This window comes from Rhizobium sp. P1_E6 (assembly GCF_056405875.1).
Genome location: NZ_JBFUBG010000034.1, coordinates 15,151 through 33,824 on the forward strand (window position 1 = coordinate 15,151; position 18,674 = coordinate 33,824).

Sequence of the window (18,674 nt, forward strand, 5' to 3'; positions counted from 1 at the left end):
ATCCTTTTTGGTACTACGTACAGAATTTGTGCATTCTTGCGTTGCCGGAACATAGGTCGCATCTAGCTCTCGTACAATGAACACAGGAGTTACCAAGATGCGCGCCGTCGCTTACAAGACCCCACAGCCAATCGCCGCCGAAACCTCGCTGATCGATGTCGAACTGCCCACACCCGAGGCGAAGGGCCACGATCTGCTCGTCGAGATCAGGGCCGTCTCCGTCAACCCTGTCGACGTGAAGGTCCGCGCCAACATGGCGCCACCCGCCGATGAGCTGAAAGTGCTTGGCTTTGATGCCGCCGGCATCGTCAAGGCTGTCGGTTCCGATGTCACGCTCTTCAAGCCGGGCGACGAAGTCTTCTATTCCGGCGTCATCAACCGCCCTGGCTCGAATGCCGAATTCCAGCTCGTCGACGAGCGCATCGTCGGCAGGAAGCCGAAGAGCCTGGATTTCGCCGCAGCGGCCGCGCTGCCGCTGACCTCGATCACGGCCTATGAGGCACTGTTCGACCGGCTGCGTGTGACCGATCCGGTGCCGGGTGCCGCCCCTGCCGTGCTCATTATTGGCGGTGCCGGCGGTGTCGGCTCGATCGCCGTGCAGATTGCCCGCACGCTCACCGACCTGACCGTCATCGCCACCGCTTCCCGCCCAGAAACCCAGGAATGGGTGAAGGCTCATGGCGCGCACCATGTCATCGACCACTCCAAGCCGCTCGCCCCTCAGGTCGCAGCCCTCGGCATCGGCGCGCCGGGCTTCATCTTCTCGACGACGAATACGGACAAGCATGTCGCCGATATCGTCGAGGCGCTCGCGCCGCAGGGACGCTTCGCACTTATCGACGATCCCAAGACCTTCGATATCGTTCCCTTCAAGCGCAAGGCGGCTTCCGTTCACTGGGAGCTGATGTTCACCCGCCCACTCTTCGGCACGCCTGACATGATCGAGCAGCACAGGATCCTGAACAGGATTTCCGAGCTCGTCGATGCGGGCAAGATCCGCACGACGCTGTCGGAAACCGTCGGAACGATCAATGCCGCAAACATGAAAAAGGCGCACGCCATGGTCGAAAGCGGCACGATGAAGGGCAAGGTGGTTCTCGCCGGATTCTGAATTTCCGGACTTCGGAAACCAGCTTTTTCAATCGTTTGAAATAATACGTAAACGATACTGACTTACAATGCCGCGCCGAGGGTGCGGCATTGTGGCGTTAAGCATCTAAGCAACTTGACTTTTTCCGCATTCGAGACCACCTAGTGCGACACGTGCATGACACACGTTTTGCACGGATATCAACGGAGCCATCATTCAGATGCCAAGCGACAGTAGCAGTCGATTGCCTTTGCCGTACGCGGCCTTCGTGCGCTGACCTGGACGCTCCGGGCTCGCCCGATCGGACGCTACGGCGGATCGACGGAAAGGCGAGCCAATGAATATCAATCGCTTCCCCCTGCGGGCCGGCTATGCCGCCCGTGCCTTCATGAACAACAGCCGTGTTGCGTCCATTGCCGAGCGCGTGGAATCGCTGAACGGGCTTGCCCCGGCTGAAGCCGGCCGCATCCTTTCGCGGATGCCGCAGGAATATGCCGTCAACATTCTCGACCGTCCGGAGCTGCGCAACGCGCCGGCCATTCTGGCGCTGATGGACGGCACGGATTCGGCCCGCCTCCTGCATGGCATGTCGAACGACCGCGTCGCCGACGTCCTGCTGGAGCTTGGTATCGACGACCGCGTGCGCCTGTTCTCCAGCCTGGAAGAACCTGTCCGCATCGCCATCCAGCATCTGATGGGCTATCCGCCGCGCACGGCCGGCAGCATCATGACGACGGAATTCGTCAGCGTACCCGACGACTGGACGATCGCCCAGACGCTCGACCATGTGCGTCAGGTCGAACGCTCGCGGGAAACCGTCTATGCCATCTATGTGCTGGACCATAATTCCGGCGCGCTGCTGCATGTCGTGACGTTGCGCCGCCTCATTACCGGCGAGGCCGACGCTTCGATCCTTTCTGTCGCGCAGAAGGGGACGCCGGTTTCGGCCGATGCGCTGATGAAGCAGGAAGACGTCGCACGGCTGATCCGCAAGCACGACCTGCTGGCGCTGCCCGTCATCGACGATCACGGCATGGTGCTCGGCATCGTCACGGTCGACGATGTGATCGACACGATGATCTCAGATACGACCGAAGCTGCCCAGAAGTTCGGCGGTATGGAAGCACTCGGCAAGCCCTATATGAAGATCAGCTTCGGCGGCATGATCCGCAAGCGGGCCGGCTGGCTCTGCGCCCTCTTCCTCGGCGAAATGCTGACGGCAAGCGCCATGCAGCATTTCGAAGGCGAGCTGGAGAAGGCTGTCGTGCTGACGCTCTTCATTCCACTGATCATGAGCTCCGGCGGCAATTCCGGTTCGCAGGCAACCTCGCTCATCATCCGGGCGCTTGCTGTCGGCGAGCTGAAGCTGACCGACTGGTGGCGGGTGCTGCTGCGCGAACTGCCGACGGGCATCACGCTCGGCGCCATTCTCGGACTTGTCGGCATGCTGCGCGTCATCTTCTGGCAGACGGCCGGGCTCTATGATTACGGCCCGCACTGGCAGCTCGTCGGCCTGACGGTCTTTGCCGCATTGGTCGGTATCGTCACCTTCGGCTCCATCTCGGGTTCGATGCTGCCGTTCATCTTGCAGAAGCTGCGGCTCGATCCGGCAACGGCATCGGCTCCGTTTGTCGCCACGCTGGTCGACGTCACCGGGCTCGTCATCTATTTCTCGGTGGCTCTGCTGATCCTCAGCGGGACGCTGCTCTAGATCCTGCTTCAGATTTCAGGCCGCTCGGCCTGAAATCATCTCCACCCAACGCTTTGTTATGATGCAATTCCGGGCGAGTCCTTCAGTGCCTGCATAGGATGCAGGAGATGCAGGGGCAGTTTTCGTCGCTCTATAGGAATTGTCAGATTCAATGCCTGTCATATCACCGTCTGACAATTCCCACGCGACCTATAAAAAAACCTATGCAAGCCCTGCATCCTATGCACCTTACCAGTGATCTGGTTCGTTCTGTACAAGAACAGCTCCATCCCGTCGGTTCAACGCAGACCCGTTGCACGTTTTTGCTGGGATGGCTCTAACGTTCGACGAAGGGCAGGCAGAGCGGTGTGCCATCAACGGGATGGGATATCACGACCGCGTCGATCCCAAAGACGGCGCGAATGAGCTCCGGCTTCAGAATATCGACAGGACTGCCTGACGCGTGAATGCCGCCATCAGCGACCGCGATGATGTGGTCGGCATATTGGGCGGCGTGGTTGAGATCGTGGACGACCATGACGACGGTGCGTCCACTTTTCCCGTTCAGTTCCTTCAACAGTTCCAGAACTTCCAGCTGATGGGCGATGTCGAGATAGGTCGTCGGCTCGTCCAGCAGCAGGATCGGCGTTTCCTGCGCCAGCGCCATGGCGATCCAGGCGCGCTGCCGCTGGCCGCCGGAGAGGCGGTCGAGCGGGCGCTCGGCGAGATCGGTCAGGCCAGTTGCGGCAAGCGACGCTTCGACGATCTGCTCGTCATGGCGCGTCGTGCGTGACAGCATGCCCTTGTGCGGGTGGCGGCCGAAGCGGCAGAGCTGGCGCACGGTGAGGCCATCAGGCGAAACCGGGCTTTGCGGCAGCAGCGCCAGCGTCTGGGCAATCACCCTGCCGGGCATTTCCGCAATCGCTTTGCCGTCCAGCGTCACCGTGCCGCCGAGCGGCTGGATGATGCGGCCAAGGGCGCGTAGCAGCGTCGATTTACCGGAGCCGTTGGCGCCGATAAGCGCCGTGATCTTGCCGTCGGGGATCACGACATCGACATGGTCGAGGACTTTGATCGCGGCGTAACCGAGCGTCAGATCCTCGGCGGAGAGGCGTGAATGGACGGCATCAGTCATGACGGCCGGCCTCCTTGATCAGCAGGAAAATGAGATAGGGACCGCCGATGACGGCAGCGACAATGCCGGCAGGGATCTCGTTCGGCAGGGCCACGAGCCGGCCGATCAGATCGGCAGTCGATAGCGTCAAAGCGCCGATCAGGGCGCTTGCCGGAACCATATGACGGGCGCGCGGGCCGACGAGCAGGCGCGCGGCATGCGGTGACAACAGGCCGAGGAAGCCCATTGAGCCGACAGCGGCGACGCTGCCGGCGCAGAGCAGCACCGAGACGACAATAAGGCCGCCGCGCAACAGGCCGGGCGAAATGCCGAGGCTCGTCAGCGTATCGTCGCCGAAACCGCCGGCATCGAGCCTGATAGTAGCGATCAGCACCAAGGGCAGGCAGGCGACAAGCCAGAGCGAGAGCGCAATCACATCGGTCATCGTCGAGCCGTAGACACTGCCGGCGAGCCAGACCATCGACTGGTCGGCGCGGGTCGGGAAGAGCACCATGACATATTGCATCAGCGCCTGGGCCAGCATGCCGAGCGCCACGCCGACGAGCGCCAATGCCGCAATACCGCCGCCGAATGCGCGTCCGATGGCGAGCAGCACCAGCGCACCGGCAACGGCACCGGCGACGACGCCGGCCGGAATTGCCCAGACGGCCCAGGCCGGCGGCGCAAAGAGGCCGGCAAGGAAGGCACCGAAGCCTGCCCATTTGGTGATGCCGACGACATCGGGTGAGGCCAGCGGATTGCGCAGCGCGCCTTGAAGGAAGACGCCGGCAACGCCGAGCGAGGCGCCGGCGAGGATGGAAACGATGACGCGCGGGGCGCGGTACTGCATGACGATGAATCCGCTCTTGCCGCCGGCGATACCATCCAGCACCTGACCGACCGACAGCGTGACGGCGCCGATCGTCATGCCGATAACGGCAACGACGAGAATGAGGACCGCGATGGCAAGGCAGACGCTTGCTGCGCGCAGGCTCTTCGATGGCAAGGCGGCACTCGTCATTTCGCCCTCTGATGCCAGAGGATGACGAGAAAGGCCGGTGCGCCGATCAGCGCCGTGACGATGCCGACAGGCGTCTCCGCCGGAAAGGCGGCGACGCGGCCCAGCAGATCGGCGGCATTCAGCAGCAGGGGACCGGTGATGGCGCTGAGCGCAATGACCGTCAGCTGATCGCCGCCCGCCAGACGGCGCACGATATGTGGCACCAGCAGACCGATGAAACCGATCGGGCCACTGACGGCGACGGCGGAACCGGCGAGAATGACGATCAGCACCGCCGCAAGACCGCCGACGCGCCTGGCATTCTGGCCGAGCGAGACGCCTGTGGCGTCGTCGAGCGCCAGAACGCCGAAATGACGGCCGCCAATCAGGGCGATACCACCACCCAAGAGCGTGAAGGGCAGGATGATCCAGACCTTGCTCCACTGCGCGCCGTTGATGGAGCCGGCGAGCCAGTAAACGATATCCTGCCCGGCATTGTTGGCGATGAGAATCGCCTGCATAAGAGCTGCAAGCACGAGCTGGATGGAGATGCCTGCGAGTGCCAGCTTCATTTCGTTCATGCCGCCGGACACCGAAAGCGCCCACATGGCAAAACCGACGGCGGCCGCGCCGATGAAGGCCGGCCAGACCGTACCGCCGGCGCTTAGGCCCGGCACTGCAATAAGGCTGATGACGATGACCAGTGAAGCCCCGGCATTGATGCCGAAAGTCTGGGGTGAGGCCAGCGAATTGCGGGTGAGCGTCTGGATCAGTACCCCGGCAACAGCGAGATTGGCGCCGACCAGCATGGCGAGCATCGCCCGCGGCAGGCGGACGTCCCAGACCAGCGCGCTGTCGGGCGAGCCATCGGGTGCAAAGAGCAGGTGCAGGGCCCTGATAACCGGCAGCTCGGAGACGCCGAAGGAAATACTGCCCAGGATGATAATGGCAAGCGCAAGCAAAAGGCAAAGCGCCAGCAGCACAGGGCTGCCGGTTCCATGCCGCATGATTGCGCCGCTCCTTGTCGTCATTGGCGCTTATCCGGCCTGATAGACCTTGGCGAGTATCTCGCGAGCGATCATCTCCGCCGTCGTCAAACCGCGAAAACGGGAAAACTGGTTGCGGTCGACCTGAAAGATCATGCCGGCCTTCACCGCCGCAATGTTGTTGAAGGCGGCGTTGCTCTTCCACTGGTCGAACACGGTGGCGCCGGTATCGGTCGCAACCAGAAATACGTCCGGATTGATGGCGACAAGGCGCTCGATCCCTGCCCCGCTTTCCACGGCATCGCTGGAATCGATGGCCGGCGTCAGGCCCATGGCCTTGAAGACGGAACCGGTGAAGGAGGAGGAGCTATGCAGGCTCATGGAATCCGGATTGGCGACGGCGAGGAGGAAGCGACGCTTTTCGCCTGCCGGGATCTTTGCGACCAATCCGGCGATGATAGCCTCATGCGTGGCAAGCGCCTGTTGGCCCTTTTCCTTTTCACCGAGCGCATCGGCGATGGTCACGACAGAAGCCTTGATCACCTCGTAGCTGCCTTCCCAACTGTTCAGCACGATGGTCGGCGCAATGGCACTCAATTGTTCATAGATCGCCGAATGGCGGAGTTCATCGGCGATGATGAGATCGGGCGTCAGCGCTGCGACGAGTTCCAGATTGGGCTCCAGGCGGGTCCCGACCGAGCTGTAGTCGATCTTCTTGCCGAGAAGCTGCTCGATGCGCTTCGACTGATTGTCGTCGGTGATGCCGACGGGCAGGACATCGACCGCATTCAGGGCCTGCACGAAGGAGAATTCGAGAGCGACGACGCGCGACGGCTTGCCGGAGATTTCGGTCGTGCCGAGCTCATGTTTGATGGTGCGCTTATTATCGTCTGCAAGGGCAAGGCCCGGTACGGCAGCGGTAGCACAGGCCGAAAGCAACAGGCCGAACTGGCGGCGCGACAGCGGAATATCAAAAACGCTCACGACAAAATCCTTCATACTGAAATGATCGACCGGCCCTCACACCGAGTGAGACACCGGCTACAGAAATGAAGCGGATTTTTCAAGTAAAGTTTACAATCGCACTCACCTTATTCCGCTGCTGCGTCAATTGCGCTCGGGCAGCTTCAGTGGTCCATGCGTCTTGATACTGCGGATGGCAAAATTCGAGCGGATATCGGTGACATTCGGCAGGGTCAGCAACGTCTCCGTCAGCAGCCGTTCGTAGGCCGAGAGGTCTTCGACCACGACCTCCGCCAGGAAATCGGCGGTGCCCGAGATCAGGAAGCAGGAAACGATCTCGGGAATAGCGAGCAGGGCTGCCTGCTGCGCCTCGGAATTCTCCCGGCTGTGGTGGGCGACCTTGAATTCGACGAAGACGGTGAGGCCGAGGCCGACCTCCTTGCGATCGATATCGGCCGTGTAGCGGCGGATGACGCCGATTTTCTCGAGATTGCGGATACGGCGCAGGCAAGGGGATGGCGAGAGGTTCACCTTCTCGGCGATCTCGACATTGGTGGCGCGCGCATCTTCCTGCAGGCATTTCAGGATGGCAATATCGAATTTATCGAGATTTGGCATTTTCGCGAACTCTGAAGGCACAAATTGGCAGATCATTGCGCATAGCATGATTTTTGAGCCATAGATAGCAAGGACATGCCTCTGCGTCTGGCGCTAATCTTCTCTTCAACCGGACAGGATCCGGACGGAGGAAAGGATCAGGACGATGAGCACGATCGCATTTTCAAACGACAAATCGCCTTCGCAATCCCTGGGTTATGCTGCCGGCACGATCACCGTGCTGATTTGGTCGACATGGTTTCTGGCGACGCGCCATAGTGCGGCAACGCCGCTTGGGTCGATCGACATCGGTCTTATCCGCTTCGGCATTCCGGCGCTCGTGCTTTCGCCCGTTTGGCTGCGGACCGGGCTCTTACCGAAGGGTCTTCCGCTGCATCTGCTGGCGATCATGGTTGCCGGCTGCGGTGCGATCTTCTTCCTGGTGACCACGCTTGCCATTCACTCCACACCGGCGGCCTCGTCGGGCATTCTGCTTGGCGGTTCCATGCCGCTTGCCACCGCCTTGATCGGCATTCTGCTGTTTCGCGAACGGCCGGATGCCACGCGGATTGCCGGGTTGCTGGCGATCGTCGCAGGTGTGATGATCCTGCTTGCGCGCAGCCTTGCCGATGCTTCCCTGCCCTGGACCAGCTTCGTGCTGCTGCCATCAGGCGCCGTTCTCTGGGCAAGCTATACGCATGCCTTCCGCCGCTCGGGCCTGACCGCCATCCAGGCGAGCGCATTGATCGCCATCTGGTCCTTCCTGATCATGGCCGCCCTTGCGCTGGTCTTCGGCGTTTCACTGCCGCAGGTTCCTTTGCCGGAGATCGGGTTGCAGGTGCTGAGCCAGGGCATTCTCTCGGGCCTCGTCGCCATGGTCGCCTATGGCACGGCCGTTCGTACCCTCGGCGGGACACAGGCTGCCGCCTTCACGGCACTGACCCCGGTGCTTGCTACACTCGGCGGTGGCCTGCTGCTCGGCGAGCAGATGGGACTTGCCGAAATCAGCGCCGCCGTCATCACCGGCATCGGCGTGGCGCTTTCGACCGGCATTGCCGCCAAGCGCCGCTGAGCATTCTCCAACAATAAAAGCCGCCGACGGCGATCAGCTGCGGCGGCTTTTATGTGGCGATAGTTCCGGCTTGGGGTCAGGCTGTCGCCTGGATGACCACGACCCTGGCGCCGACTTCGACGCGGCTGTAGAGATCGATCACATCGTGGTTCATCATGCGGATGCAGCCGCTCGACATGGCAAGGCCGATCGATTGCGGCTGGTTGGTACCGTGGATGCGGAAATGCGTATCGCCGCCGCCGCGATAGAGATACATGGCACGCGCGCCGAGCGGATTGTTCGGACCGCCCGGCATGCCGCCGGCGAGCTTGCGATAGCGCTCCTCGCGGCGCTGCATGTTTTCGGTCGGCGTCCAGCTCGGCCATTCCGCCTTGCGGCCGACATAGGCATTGCCGGCAAAGGCAAGCCCTTCGCGGCCGACGCCGACGCCATACCGCATCGCCCTGCCGTCACCGAGGATGTAATAGGCTCGGCGCGCCGGCGTATCGACGATAATAGTACCCGGCGCATAGCTGCCCTCATAGGCCACTTCGGTGCGGCGCAGCTCCGGCTTGATCTTGTCGATCGGCACCTGCCGCAGCGGAAATTTCTCATCCGGAAGGGCTGCATAGTTCGTCTGGCTGTTCAGAGTGGTCGAAGAGCAGCCGGCAACAAAAAGGGGCAGAGCGATCAGAAAGCCCCTGCGCGAGATCGTCATGAATGTGTCCTTAGCGCGTCAAGAAGATGTCGCAAGCTAAGGAGATTATGGTTAATGAAATGATAAACGGACGCAGCAAATAGAGATAACGAATGCGTTATCAGGTATAGGCGACGCGTTACTCGGCTATAGGTTCAATACTTCCAAGCAGCGCGCCACATTGATCTGCAGCAAGTTTTCCCAGCGACCGGTTTGGAGCCGAGTTCGCGGCACCGAACGATCATCCCGTGTTACATATTCGGATAGACCGGTCCCTCGCCACCCTGCGGCGGCACCCAGTTGATATTCTGGTTCGGATCCTTGATGTCGCAGGTCTTGCAGTGGACGCAGTTCTGGGCGTTGATGACGAAGGTCTCTTCGCCGTCCTTTTCCACCCATTCGTAGACCCCGGCCGGACAGTAGCGTGTCGACGGGCCGGCATAGATGCCGAGTTCCGATGACTTCTGCAGCGCCATGTCCTTGACCTGCAGATGGACCGGCTGGTCCTCCTCATGATTGGTGTTCGACAGGAAGACGGAGGAGAGACGGTCGAAGGTGAGCACGCCATCCGGCTTCGGATAGTCGATCTTCTTGTGCCGCGAGGCCGGCTCCAGGGAAGCAGCATCGGTCTTGCCGTGACCAAGCGTGCCGAAGAAGGAGAAGCCGAGGAGCTGGTTGGTCCACATGTCGAGACCGCCGAGCGCCACGCCCAAGGCCGTGCCGAACTTCGACCAGAGCGGCTTGACGTTGCGCACCCGCTTCAGGTCCTTGCCGATATCGCTCGCCCGCCAGTCGGTTTCGATCTCGACCACTTCGTCATTGGCGCGGCCTGATGCAATGGCGTCGGCGATGCGGTCGGCCGCCATCATGCCCGAGAGCACGGCATTGTGGCTGCCCTTGATGCGCGGCACGTTGACGAAACCCGCCGAACAGCCGATCAGCGCGCCGCCCGGGAAGGAGAGCTTCGGCACCGACTGATAACCGCCTTCGGTGATGGCGCGCGCACCATAGGAGAGGCGCTTGCCGCCTTCGAAAGTGCCGCGGATGGCCGGATGGGTCTTGAAGCGCTGAAACTCCTCGAAGGGGTAGAGATAGGGGTTCTTGTAGTTCAGGTGGATGACGAAGCCGACGGCGACGAGATTGTCTTCCAGGTGATAGAGGAACGAGCCGCCGCCGGTCTTCATGCCGAGCGGCCAGCCGAAGGAATGCTGCACGAGGCCGCGGCGATGGTTCTCGGGCTTGACCTCCCAGAGCTCCTTGAGGCCGATGCCGAATTTCTGCGGTTCGCGGTCGCTTGAGAGGTCGAACTTGGCGATCAGCTGCTTGGCAAGCGACCCGCGCACGCCCTCTCCAACAAGCACATATTTGCCCATGAGCGCCATGCCCCGCGCGTAGCTCGGGCCGGGCTCGCCATTCTTCTCGATGCCCATGTCGCCGGTCGCGACACCGATGACGGTACCTTCGTCATTGTAGAGGACTTCCGCTGCGGCAAAGCCCGGATAGATCTCGACGCCGAGTTCTTCAGCCTTCGTCGCCAGCCAGCGACAGACAAGCCCGAGCGATACGATGTAATTGCCGTGGTTGCTCATCAGCGGCGGCATCATGATGTTCGGCAGGCGGATGGAACCGGCAGGGCCGAGCAGCAGGAAGTGATCGTCCTTGACCTCGGTCTTGAAGGGATGGTCGCTTTCGCTGCGCCAGCCGGGCAGCAGGCGATCGATGCCGATGGGATCGACGACTGCCCCGGAGAGGATATGGGCGCCGACTTCGGCCCCCTTTTCCAGGACGACGACGGACAGTTCCGGATTGACCTGCTTCAGCCGGATCGCCGCCGAAAGACCGGCCGGACCGGCGCCGACGATCACCACGTCGAATTCCATGCTTTCGCGTTCGGGCAGCTCAGTCATGTCGGTCATCCATCCGTCTCCGCTCGGCCGTTTCAAGGCCGTTCATCCCCATTATGGGGTACTCTCTTGTCAAAACCGGAAAACATTGTCGAGCCGGGAAGCGACAGCCAATCCCCCAATTCGCACAATGATGTTCCCTAGCACAAAAGATTATATAACGCTTACGTTAACGTCAATTATTGAAGTGGTTCGGAAGCTGTCTTCGGCCTTTTCTTTCACGGGACTTGCGCCCTATAGAAAGGGCACAGGAAATGGAGGAAATCATGGATCTCGGCATCAAGGGCAAACGCGCACTCGTACTGGCCTCCTCGCGCGGTCTCGGGCTCGGCATTGCGAAGGCGCTGGCGCAGGAGGGAGCGAATGTTCTTCTCTGCGGGCGCAGCGGCGAGCAGCTCGACGCCAATTGCAAGGCGATCAATGCGCAAGGCAAGGGCAAGGCCGACTGGATCTGGGCCGACCTTTCCGAGGACAATTTCGTTGGAAGCGTCACGGCCGCCGTGCAGGAGAAATTCGGCGGGCTCGATATCCTCGTCAACAATACCGGCGGACCGACGCCCGGCACCACCGAGGACATGACGCCGGAGAAGCTCGAAACCTATTTCTTCTCCATGGTGGCGCGCGTCATCACGCTGACCAACGCACTGCTGCCCGGCATGAAGGTGCAGGGCTGGGGCCGCATCCTGACGGTGGCCTCGTCAGGGGTTATCGAGCCGATTGCCAATCTGGCGCTGTCGAACACGCTGCGCCCGGCCCTTGCCGGCTGGAGCAAGACGCTGGCATCGGAAGTGGCCGGCCACGGCGTCACCACCAACCTGCTGCTGCCCGGCAGCATCCTGACCGCACGGCTCGACGATCTCGATGGTGCCGCCGCCAAACGGACCGGCAAGAGCGTCGCAGACATCCGCGTGGAAAAGGAAGCACGCATTCCGGTCGGCCGCTATGGCAAGGTCGAGGAATTCGCCGCGACGGCCGCCTTCCTCTGCAGCCAGCCGGCGAGCTACATCACCGGCTCGCTGATCCGCTGCGACGGCGGCGCGGCGCGTTCCGTCTGACTGATTGCATCATCCGGCATGGGCCGAAGCAGCGGCCCATGCCGTGACGCTATCGATCTTTGCGCCGATATAGGCGGGATCATCAGCAAGTTCGGCGAGTTCGGACAAGCGATGGAAACCGGTCAGGATGGCGATGCGCCGGCGGTCGAGCTGGCGACCTGTCAACGTCTCATAGCCCGAGACGATACGCGCCGTCAGATCGGGTGAGATGAAGTTCGAATAGATGAATTCCTGGTGCAGCGGGCCGAAGCCGGAATCAGCGAAGTCATAGAGGCCGTTCAGCCTGTCCGCAGCATGATCGAAGGCCATGTTCCAGCCGTGGCCGTCGAAGAMGCCGTAAGTGATGCCGCAGGGGTCGGGCGACAGGGCCTGGAAATCCCGGATGACATTTTCCGCATAGCTTGCCAGCTGAGAGGACAGCAGCGGCAAGGCCTTGTCCCTGACGGTCTCGGGCGATTGCCAGGGCAGGATCGGTGCGGCGCCGACTGCACGCATGCGATCGTCGTCGAGATCGTGCAATTCTGCGTAGAAACGGGCAAGATCGTCGCCGAGACGTTGGCGAACCGCTTCCGGAAGCACCTCATAATCGTCGGTGATGAGATGTTCGCCCCGGATCTTGGCATGGCTGGAGAAGACCGGAGGGCCGTCATGGACCCGCATGTCGGGAACTGCCATCGATAGCGACGGCCTGATGATGCCGAGAAGGGCGGCCTCCTTCACCAGCGCCCTCTCCGCCTCCGGATTGCGCGGAAACTTGAAGATCAGCTTGTCATCCACATCGATGGCCATCGAATCCCAGCCCTTCGTCGCGAGCCTGAAAACGGAGGCCGTAAGTTCCGGAAAGATGTTGGTGATGAGTGAGCGAAATTCACCGGCATTCAACTCGGCCATGACCGTCTGCCTCTGCGTTTTCCAGTTCCATCGCGCGCAAGACCTGCAATGCGGACGAAATAGTGTTTCGCCAATACAGCCTGCGCTGGCAGGTCACCAAGGTGGACGACGCTGCCTACCCGAATATATATTAGTATAGTTTGAATATTACAGAATGTTCATTACGAAAATTTAAGCCATTATAACCGGTTAGTGATCATCGCCGGGGTGATTATGTCTTTTTTGCGCCGCAATATAGGCGGCTCAATCGGGCTGGAAAATCATGCAATCTGCCCAAACAAGACCGGTCTCGCTCATGAAGAAATTTTGGATCACCATCAGCATTGTAGCCGTGGCCGCGGTTGGCTTCTGGCAGTTCGGGGACAAGATTCCCTATGCTTCTGATATCCCCTATCTGTCACAGCTCATCAACAAGCCTGAGGGCGGCCAGAACAGCGGCCATCAGCGAGCGCAGGCCGATCAGGCCCAGAGCGGCGGCGGGCAGCAAGGTGGTCAACAACAGAGTGGCGGACGCAGGCGCGGTGCCGGTGGCCCCACCATGGTCAACACCGTGGCGGCCGTAAAGGCCGTTCTGCCCATGGATGTAACGGCGACTGGCTGGGCCGATGCCGAGGACAATACGACGATTGCCGCACAGGAACAGGGCCTGGTCGTCAGCATCGAGGCCGAAGACGGCGCCACGGTGAAGGAGGGCGACCTGATCGCCAAGCTGGACGACCGGACGGCCAAGGCTGCCGTCGACAAGGACAATGCGATGATCGTGCGCGATACGGCGACGCTTGCAGAATCCGAGACGGCGCTGACCCGCGCGCAGGACCTCTTCAACCAGAAAGCCGGCACCCAACAGAGCCTCGATCAGGCCAAGGCTGCCCGCGATACCGCCGCCGCAACCGTGGAAGCCGACAAGGCCATGCTCGCTTCGGACCAGGTCATCCTCGAGCATACCGATATTCGTGCGCCCTTCGATGGCAGGCTCGGCGATATAGCCCTCAGCAAGGGTGCCTTCGTCAATGCCGGTGCGGCGATTGTCACCATCGCCAAATACGATCCGATCTATGTGAAGTTCCACCTGCAGGAGCGCTACCTGCGCGTACTGAAGAAGGCGCTGGCCTCCGGTCCGGTCGAGGTCAGCACGGCGCCCGATTCCACCAAGGGACAAGTGCGCAAGGGCGAGGTCAGCTTCTACGACAACGCGGTCGACACGGCATCGGGCACGATCCTTGCCAAGGCGAAGTTCGAAAACGCCTCCGGCGCCCTGTGGCCGGGCCAGTCGGTCAATATCGTCGTGCATTTCAACAATGACGAGCAGCAGGTGGTCGTGCCGACGGTTGCCGTCAGCCCCGGCCCCGACGGCTTCTTTGCCTTCGTGGCCAAGGACGGAAAATCGCATTTGACGCCTGTTACCGTCGCCCGCGCCAACGGCGGCTTCACCGCTATCGCGTCAGGCCTTTCGGAGGGCGACCACGTGGTCGTCGAAGGCCAGGGCCAGCTCAGCGACCAGCAGGCGGTCAACGAGCAATTCGACGCCAAGACGCTCGATGTCGCGTCCGCTGACGTGCCTCAGCAACGACAGCAGCAGGCCGAAACGATCGCGGTGGGGGCTGCGCAATGATCCCGAATTTCTGTATTCAGCGCCCGGTCGCAACGACGCTGCTTGCGATCGGCGTCATCCTGGCGGGCCTTGCGGGCTACCGGCTCGTGCCGGTCGCGGCCCTGCCGCAGGTGGACTTCCCGACCATCAACGTCTCGGCACAGCTGAGCGGTGCCTCACCGCAGACAATGGCGACCTCGGTCTCGACACCGTTGATCAAGCAGTTCGAGACGATCCCCGGCATCAGCGAAATCAGCGCGTCGAGTTCGCTCGGCAGCACCAGCATCGTGCTGCAGTTCGACCTCAACCGCGATATCGATGCGGCCGCCGCCGATGTGCAGGCAGCCATTTCGCATGCGACGCGGCAGCTGCCCGACAACATGACGACGCCGCCGAGCTACCGCAAGACGAACCCGGCCGACGCGCCGGTCATGCTGCTTTCGGTGCAGAGCAACACCGTGCCGCGCAGCAAGCTCGACGAGATCGCCGAAGACATCATCTCGCCGTCGCTCTCGACGCTTCCAGGCGTTGCCCAGGTCAGCGTCTTCGGCGCGCAGACCTATGCCGTGCGCGTCGAGGTCGATCCCAACAAGCTGCTGACCCGCGGCATCGGCATCGATACCGTCAACAAGGCGCTTGCCGCCGCCAACAGCCAACAGCCGGTCGGCACGCTGCAGAACAATTCGCAGGCCATGACCATCACGGCGAATACGCAGCGCACCAGCGCCGAGCAGTTCCGTTCGCTGGTCATTGCCAATCCGAACGGTGCGCCGATCCATCTCGGCGATATTGCCGACGTGCAGGACAGCGTCGAGAACCAGTATACAGGCAGCTGGTATGACGGCCAGCGCGGCATCATCCTTGCCATCCAGCGCCAGCCGGATGCCAATACGGTCGATGTCGTGGATGCGATCAATGCCAAGCTGCCGCTGCTTCACGCGGAAATACCCTCTTCGGTCAACACCGTCGTCATGAACGATGCCGCAAAGCCGATCCGCGATGCCATCGCCGACGTGAAGTTCACGCTGCTTCTGACGATCGGCCTCGTCGTTCTCGTCATCTACCTCTTCACCGGCCATGCGACCGCAACGATCATTCCGGGCCTTGCCGTTCCGCTGTCGCTGATCTCGACCTTCGGCATGATGTATGTGCTGGGCTACAGTATCGACAACATCTCGCTGCTGGGTTTGACGCTCGCGGTGGGCCTCGTGGTGGATGACGCGATCGTCATGCTGGAAAACATCCTGCGCCATGTCGAGGAAGGCATGCCGGTGCGCGAGGCGGCGATCAAGGGTGCGGGCGAAGTGAGCTACACCATCATCTCGATGTCGGTGTCGCTGATCGCGGTCTTCATCCCGATCCTCTTGATGGGTGGTGTCGTTGGCCGCGTGTTCAACGAATTCGGCATGGTGGTGGCGATTGCCATCATCTCCTCGGCGATCGTCTCGCTGACGGTGACGCCGATGCTGGGTTCGCGCCTTTCCAACAACCACAGCCGCCCGCCGCTTCTCATCCGCATCTTCGATGCCGGTTTCGAACGGACGTTGCGCGGTTACGACAATGCCGTCGGCTGGTGCCTTCGCCATCGTCCCATCATCCTCGGGGTCTTCCTCGGCTCGGTGGCGCTGACGATCTATTTCTTCATGACGCTGCCGACGAGCTTCTTCCCGCAGGAAGATATCGGCCGGCTGACGATCAGCACCCAGGCACGGCAGGATATTTCCTATTCGGCGATGGAGGCCCTGCAGCAGCAGGCCGCGGCCGTCGTCAAGGCGAACCCGGCGGTCAACCACGTGATGTCGACGATCGGCGGCAATCCCAACAAGCCGCAGAACAACGGCTCGATGTTCGTCGAACTGAAGGACAAGGATCAGCGTGCACCGCTTGACCAGACGTTGCGCGAACTGCGTACGGCGATCAACAAGATCCCCGGCCTGCAGGCCTTCGTGACGCCGAACCAGAGCCTGCGCTTTGGCGGCCGCCAGACCGCCAGCCAATATCAGCTGGTCATACAGGCGCTGAATGCCGACCAGACCAACCTGTGGGCCGGCAAGATCCAGCAGGCGATGCGAGGCGACCGCCTGTTCACGGACGTGACCTCGGATGCGCAGAACAACGCCCTGCAGGCCAATATCGTCATCGATACCGAGCGGGCAGCCGCCTACGGGATCGACAACGACACGCTGCGCACGACGCTGCAGGAATCCTTCAGCGGTTTTGCGGCTGCGGAAATCCAGTCGACCGGCGACAGCTACGACGTCATTGTCGAATATGACACGAGCAAGCCCTGGGATGACCAGAAACTCTCGGAAATCCGCGTCGCTTCGTCCAATGGCAGCCTGGTGCCGCTTTCGAACTTCGCGCATGTCGAGCGCACGGTCGGACCCGTCACCATCAACCAGACGGGCCAGCTCGTCTCCACCACCGTTTCCTTCAACCTGCCGGAAGGCGTATCGCTCAGCGACGCGACGGCCAGGATCGACCAGATCAAGACGGAAATCAGCATGCCGGCCGATGTCTTCACCTCCTATGGCGGTACGGCCGAGATCTTCCAGCAGTCGCAGGGCAATACGCCCTATCTGATCCTGGCGGCTGTTCTGACCATCTATGTCGTGCTCGGGGTGCTCTATGAAAGCTTCATTCACCCGCTCACCATCCTGTCCGGCCTGCCGGCTGCGGCCTTCGGTGCGCTGCTGGCGCTGAAGATCATGGGCTTCGACCTGTCGATCATCGCCCTTATCGGCCTCCTGATGCTGATCGGCATCGTCAAGAAGAACGCGATCATGATGATCGACGTTGCGGTGGAGACCATGCGCACGACGGGCGAGAAGGCGACGGCGGCGATCCACGAAGCCTGCGTGCGACGCTTCCGCCCGATCATGATGACGACCTTCTGCGCCCTGCTCGGCGCCCTGCCGATCGCGCTCGGCACAGGCGCCAGCTCGGAACTGCGCCAGCCGCTCGGCATCGCCGTCGTCGGCGGCCTCATCGTTTCGCAAATGCTGACGCTCTTCATTACCCCTGTCATCTTCGTCGAGATGGACCGCTTCGGGAATTTCCTCCACCGCATGCTCAGCCGCGGGAAGAAGGAAGAGCACGTGGTACAGGAAGCGCGAGCGATGGCCGCGGAATAGAGAGACAGAAAGGGCGCCTTCCGGCGCCCTTTTCATGTCAGCGGCCGTCGACCAGCTTCGGGAAATCCGCGATCAGCGAATCCCGCGTCTCGAAACTGATCGGATTGTCGCTATAGCGGTGATTGGCGATGTGAAGTCTCGCGAAGATAAGCCGCCTGTCGCCCTTCGTCGCCCAGCCGACGAACCAGCCGAGCGGCCGTTCGTAATGGGTCTTGCCGGCCGCGTTGCGCAGCCAGCCGGCACCGGTCTTGCCCTGGATATTCCAGCCGGCGGCGGCCTCAAAATGCGGAACGATCGCCTCGGTCATCTGCCGCGCGCGCTCCGAGATCGGCAGGCTGCCGGTGCGGAAACGGCGCAGGAACTGTACCTGGTCCTCGGCCGAGATCTTCAACGACGACATCAACCAGGCTTCGGTCAGTCCATCCGTGTTGCCAGGCCCGCCCGAAACATCCTGATTGCCGTAGCCGAAGCGCTCGACGTAATCGGCAAAGGCGCGCTTGCCGAGCTTGCGGGTGAGCGCCTGCGAGAACCAGACGATGGAATCCCGCTCCCAGATGGTCGGATCGGTATCCTTCTGTTCGCGCTTGGAACGCTTGAGCTTCGGATCATATATCCAGAGTGGAGTGTGTTCGTCGACGAGAATGCCGGAATCGTAGCCCATCATGGCCAAAGGCAATTTGAACGTCGACTGCGGATAAAAGCCCTGATCGCAATTGCCCTGACGATAGACCGTGTCACCGGTCTTCTCGTCGATGATGAGGGTGCAGCGGATCGGATCGGCGGCATAGGCCGGCGTCGCGTTCATTGAAATTGCTGTAATACTTATGGAAAATGCCAGAAGGAAAAGTCTTTCGAAAGCCACTTTCGTTCTCCAAATGGTTGGACCTCAGCTTTCTAGGCCAGCCTGGAAG

15 protein-coding genes are annotated in these 18,674 nt (G+C 61.5%); 6 read left to right on the plus strand and 9 right to left on the minus strand.

Annotation, left to right across the window (positions count from 1 at the left end):
• The first annotated feature begins 97 nt into the window (after positions 1 to 97).
• Positions 98 to 1,111 carry a zinc-binding alcohol dehydrogenase family protein gene (locus AC1D35_RS17890; protein WP_113509035.1) on the plus strand — a complete coding sequence of 338 codons (1,014 nt, stop codon included), beginning with the start codon at positions 98 to 100 and terminating at the stop codon, positions 1,109 to 1,111.
• A gap of 316 nt (positions 1,112 to 1,427) precedes the next feature.
• Positions 1,428 to 2,801 carry a magnesium transporter gene (gene mgtE, locus AC1D35_RS17895; RefSeq protein WP_113311480.1) on the plus strand — a complete coding sequence of 458 codons (1,374 nt, stop codon included), beginning with the start codon at positions 1,428 to 1,430 and terminating at the stop codon, positions 2,799 to 2,801.
• A gap of 316 nt (positions 2,802 to 3,117) precedes the next feature.
• Here mgtE and AC1D35_RS17900 read toward each other — a convergent pair whose 3' ends face one another.
• The 5 genes from AC1D35_RS17900 to AC1D35_RS17920 form a co-directional block, all read right to left on the minus strand.
• The gene (locus AC1D35_RS17900) at positions 3,118 to 3,915 is read right to left on the minus strand and encodes an ABC transporter ATP-binding protein (protein WP_113311481.1); all 798 of its coding nucleotides are present in this window, start codon (positions 3,913 to 3,915) and stop codon (positions 3,118 to 3,120) included.
• On the minus strand, positions 3,908 to 4,915 hold the full coding sequence (locus AC1D35_RS17905) for an iron ABC transporter permease (protein ID WP_113311482.1): 1,008 nt from the start codon (positions 4,913 to 4,915) through the stop codon (positions 3,908 to 3,910). Before AC1D35_RS17905 ends, AC1D35_RS17900 begins: the two co-directional genes overlap by 8 nt.
• Entirely contained in the window at positions 4,912 to 5,925 is a 1,014-nt protein-coding gene (locus AC1D35_RS17910; protein WP_113311483.1) for an iron ABC transporter permease, read from the minus strand. The genes AC1D35_RS17905 and AC1D35_RS17910 overlap by 4 nt, the downstream gene beginning before the upstream one ends.
• Before the next feature lie 6 nt (positions 5,926 to 5,931).
• A complete protein-coding gene (locus tag AC1D35_RS17915) occupies positions 5,932 to 6,864 on the minus strand; it encodes an ABC transporter substrate-binding protein (RefSeq protein WP_113311507.1) in 933 nt (310 codons plus the stop codon).
• 123 nt (positions 6,865 to 6,987) lie between these two features.
• A complete protein-coding gene (locus tag AC1D35_RS17920) occupies positions 6,988 to 7,509 on the minus strand; it encodes an Lrp/AsnC family transcriptional regulator (RefSeq protein WP_477851855.1) in 522 nt (173 codons plus the stop codon).
• Positions 7,510 to 7,606: 97 nt separating this feature from the next.
• Here AC1D35_RS17920 and AC1D35_RS17925 point away from each other — a divergent pair, with 97 nt between their 5' ends.
• Entirely contained in the window at positions 7,607 to 8,512 is a 906-nt protein-coding gene (locus AC1D35_RS17925; protein WP_113300927.1) for a DMT family transporter, read from the plus strand.
• Positions 8,513 to 8,588: 76 nt separating this feature from the next.
• Here AC1D35_RS17925 and AC1D35_RS17930 read toward each other — a convergent pair whose 3' ends face one another.
• Entirely contained in the window at positions 8,589 to 9,209 is a 621-nt protein-coding gene (locus AC1D35_RS17930; RefSeq protein WP_113311484.1) for a L,D-transpeptidase, read from the minus strand.
• A gap of 230 nt (positions 9,210 to 9,439) precedes the next feature.
• Complete coding sequence (locus tag AC1D35_RS17935; protein ID WP_113311485.1) at positions 9,440 to 11,104, minus strand: electron transfer flavoprotein-ubiquinone oxidoreductase; 1,665 nt, start codon at positions 11,102 to 11,104, stop codon at positions 9,440 to 9,442.
• A gap of 254 nt (positions 11,105 to 11,358) precedes the next feature.
• Here AC1D35_RS17935 and AC1D35_RS17940 point away from each other — a divergent pair, with 254 nt between their 5' ends.
• The gene (locus tag AC1D35_RS17940) at positions 11,359 to 12,147 is read left to right on the plus strand and encodes an SDR family oxidoreductase (protein ID WP_113311486.1); all 789 of its coding nucleotides are present in this window, start codon (positions 11,359 to 11,361) and stop codon (positions 12,145 to 12,147) included.
• 9 nt (positions 12,148 to 12,156) lie between these two features.
• On the opposite strand, the gene AC1D35_RS17945 is transcribed toward AC1D35_RS17940, so the two are convergent.
• Complete coding sequence (locus AC1D35_RS17945; RefSeq protein WP_477939296.1) at positions 12,157 to 13,038, minus strand: phosphotransferase family protein; 882 nt, start codon at positions 13,036 to 13,038, stop codon at positions 12,157 to 12,159.
• Between the two features lie 295 nt (positions 13,039 to 13,333).
• Here AC1D35_RS17945 and AC1D35_RS17950 point away from each other — a divergent pair, with 295 nt between their 5' ends.
• Positions 13,334 to 14,650 carry an efflux RND transporter periplasmic adaptor subunit gene (locus tag AC1D35_RS17950; RefSeq protein WP_113311508.1) on the plus strand — a complete coding sequence of 439 codons (1,317 nt, stop codon included), beginning with the start codon at positions 13,334 to 13,336 and terminating at the stop codon, positions 14,648 to 14,650.
• Positions 14,647 to 17,763 carry an efflux RND transporter permease subunit gene (locus AC1D35_RS17955; protein ID WP_113300922.1) on the plus strand — a complete coding sequence of 1,039 codons (3,117 nt, stop codon included), beginning with the start codon at positions 14,647 to 14,649 and terminating at the stop codon, positions 17,761 to 17,763. The genes AC1D35_RS17950 and AC1D35_RS17955 overlap by 4 nt, the downstream gene beginning before the upstream one ends.
• A 37-nt stretch (positions 17,764 to 17,800) precedes the next feature.
• Here the strand turns inward: AC1D35_RS17955 and blaOXA are convergent, their stop codons facing one another.
• A complete protein-coding gene (blaOXA, locus tag AC1D35_RS17960) occupies positions 17,801 to 18,625 on the minus strand; it encodes a class D beta-lactamase (RefSeq protein WP_113311488.1) in 825 nt (274 codons plus the stop codon).
• Positions 18,626 to 18,674 lie beyond the last annotated feature (49 nt).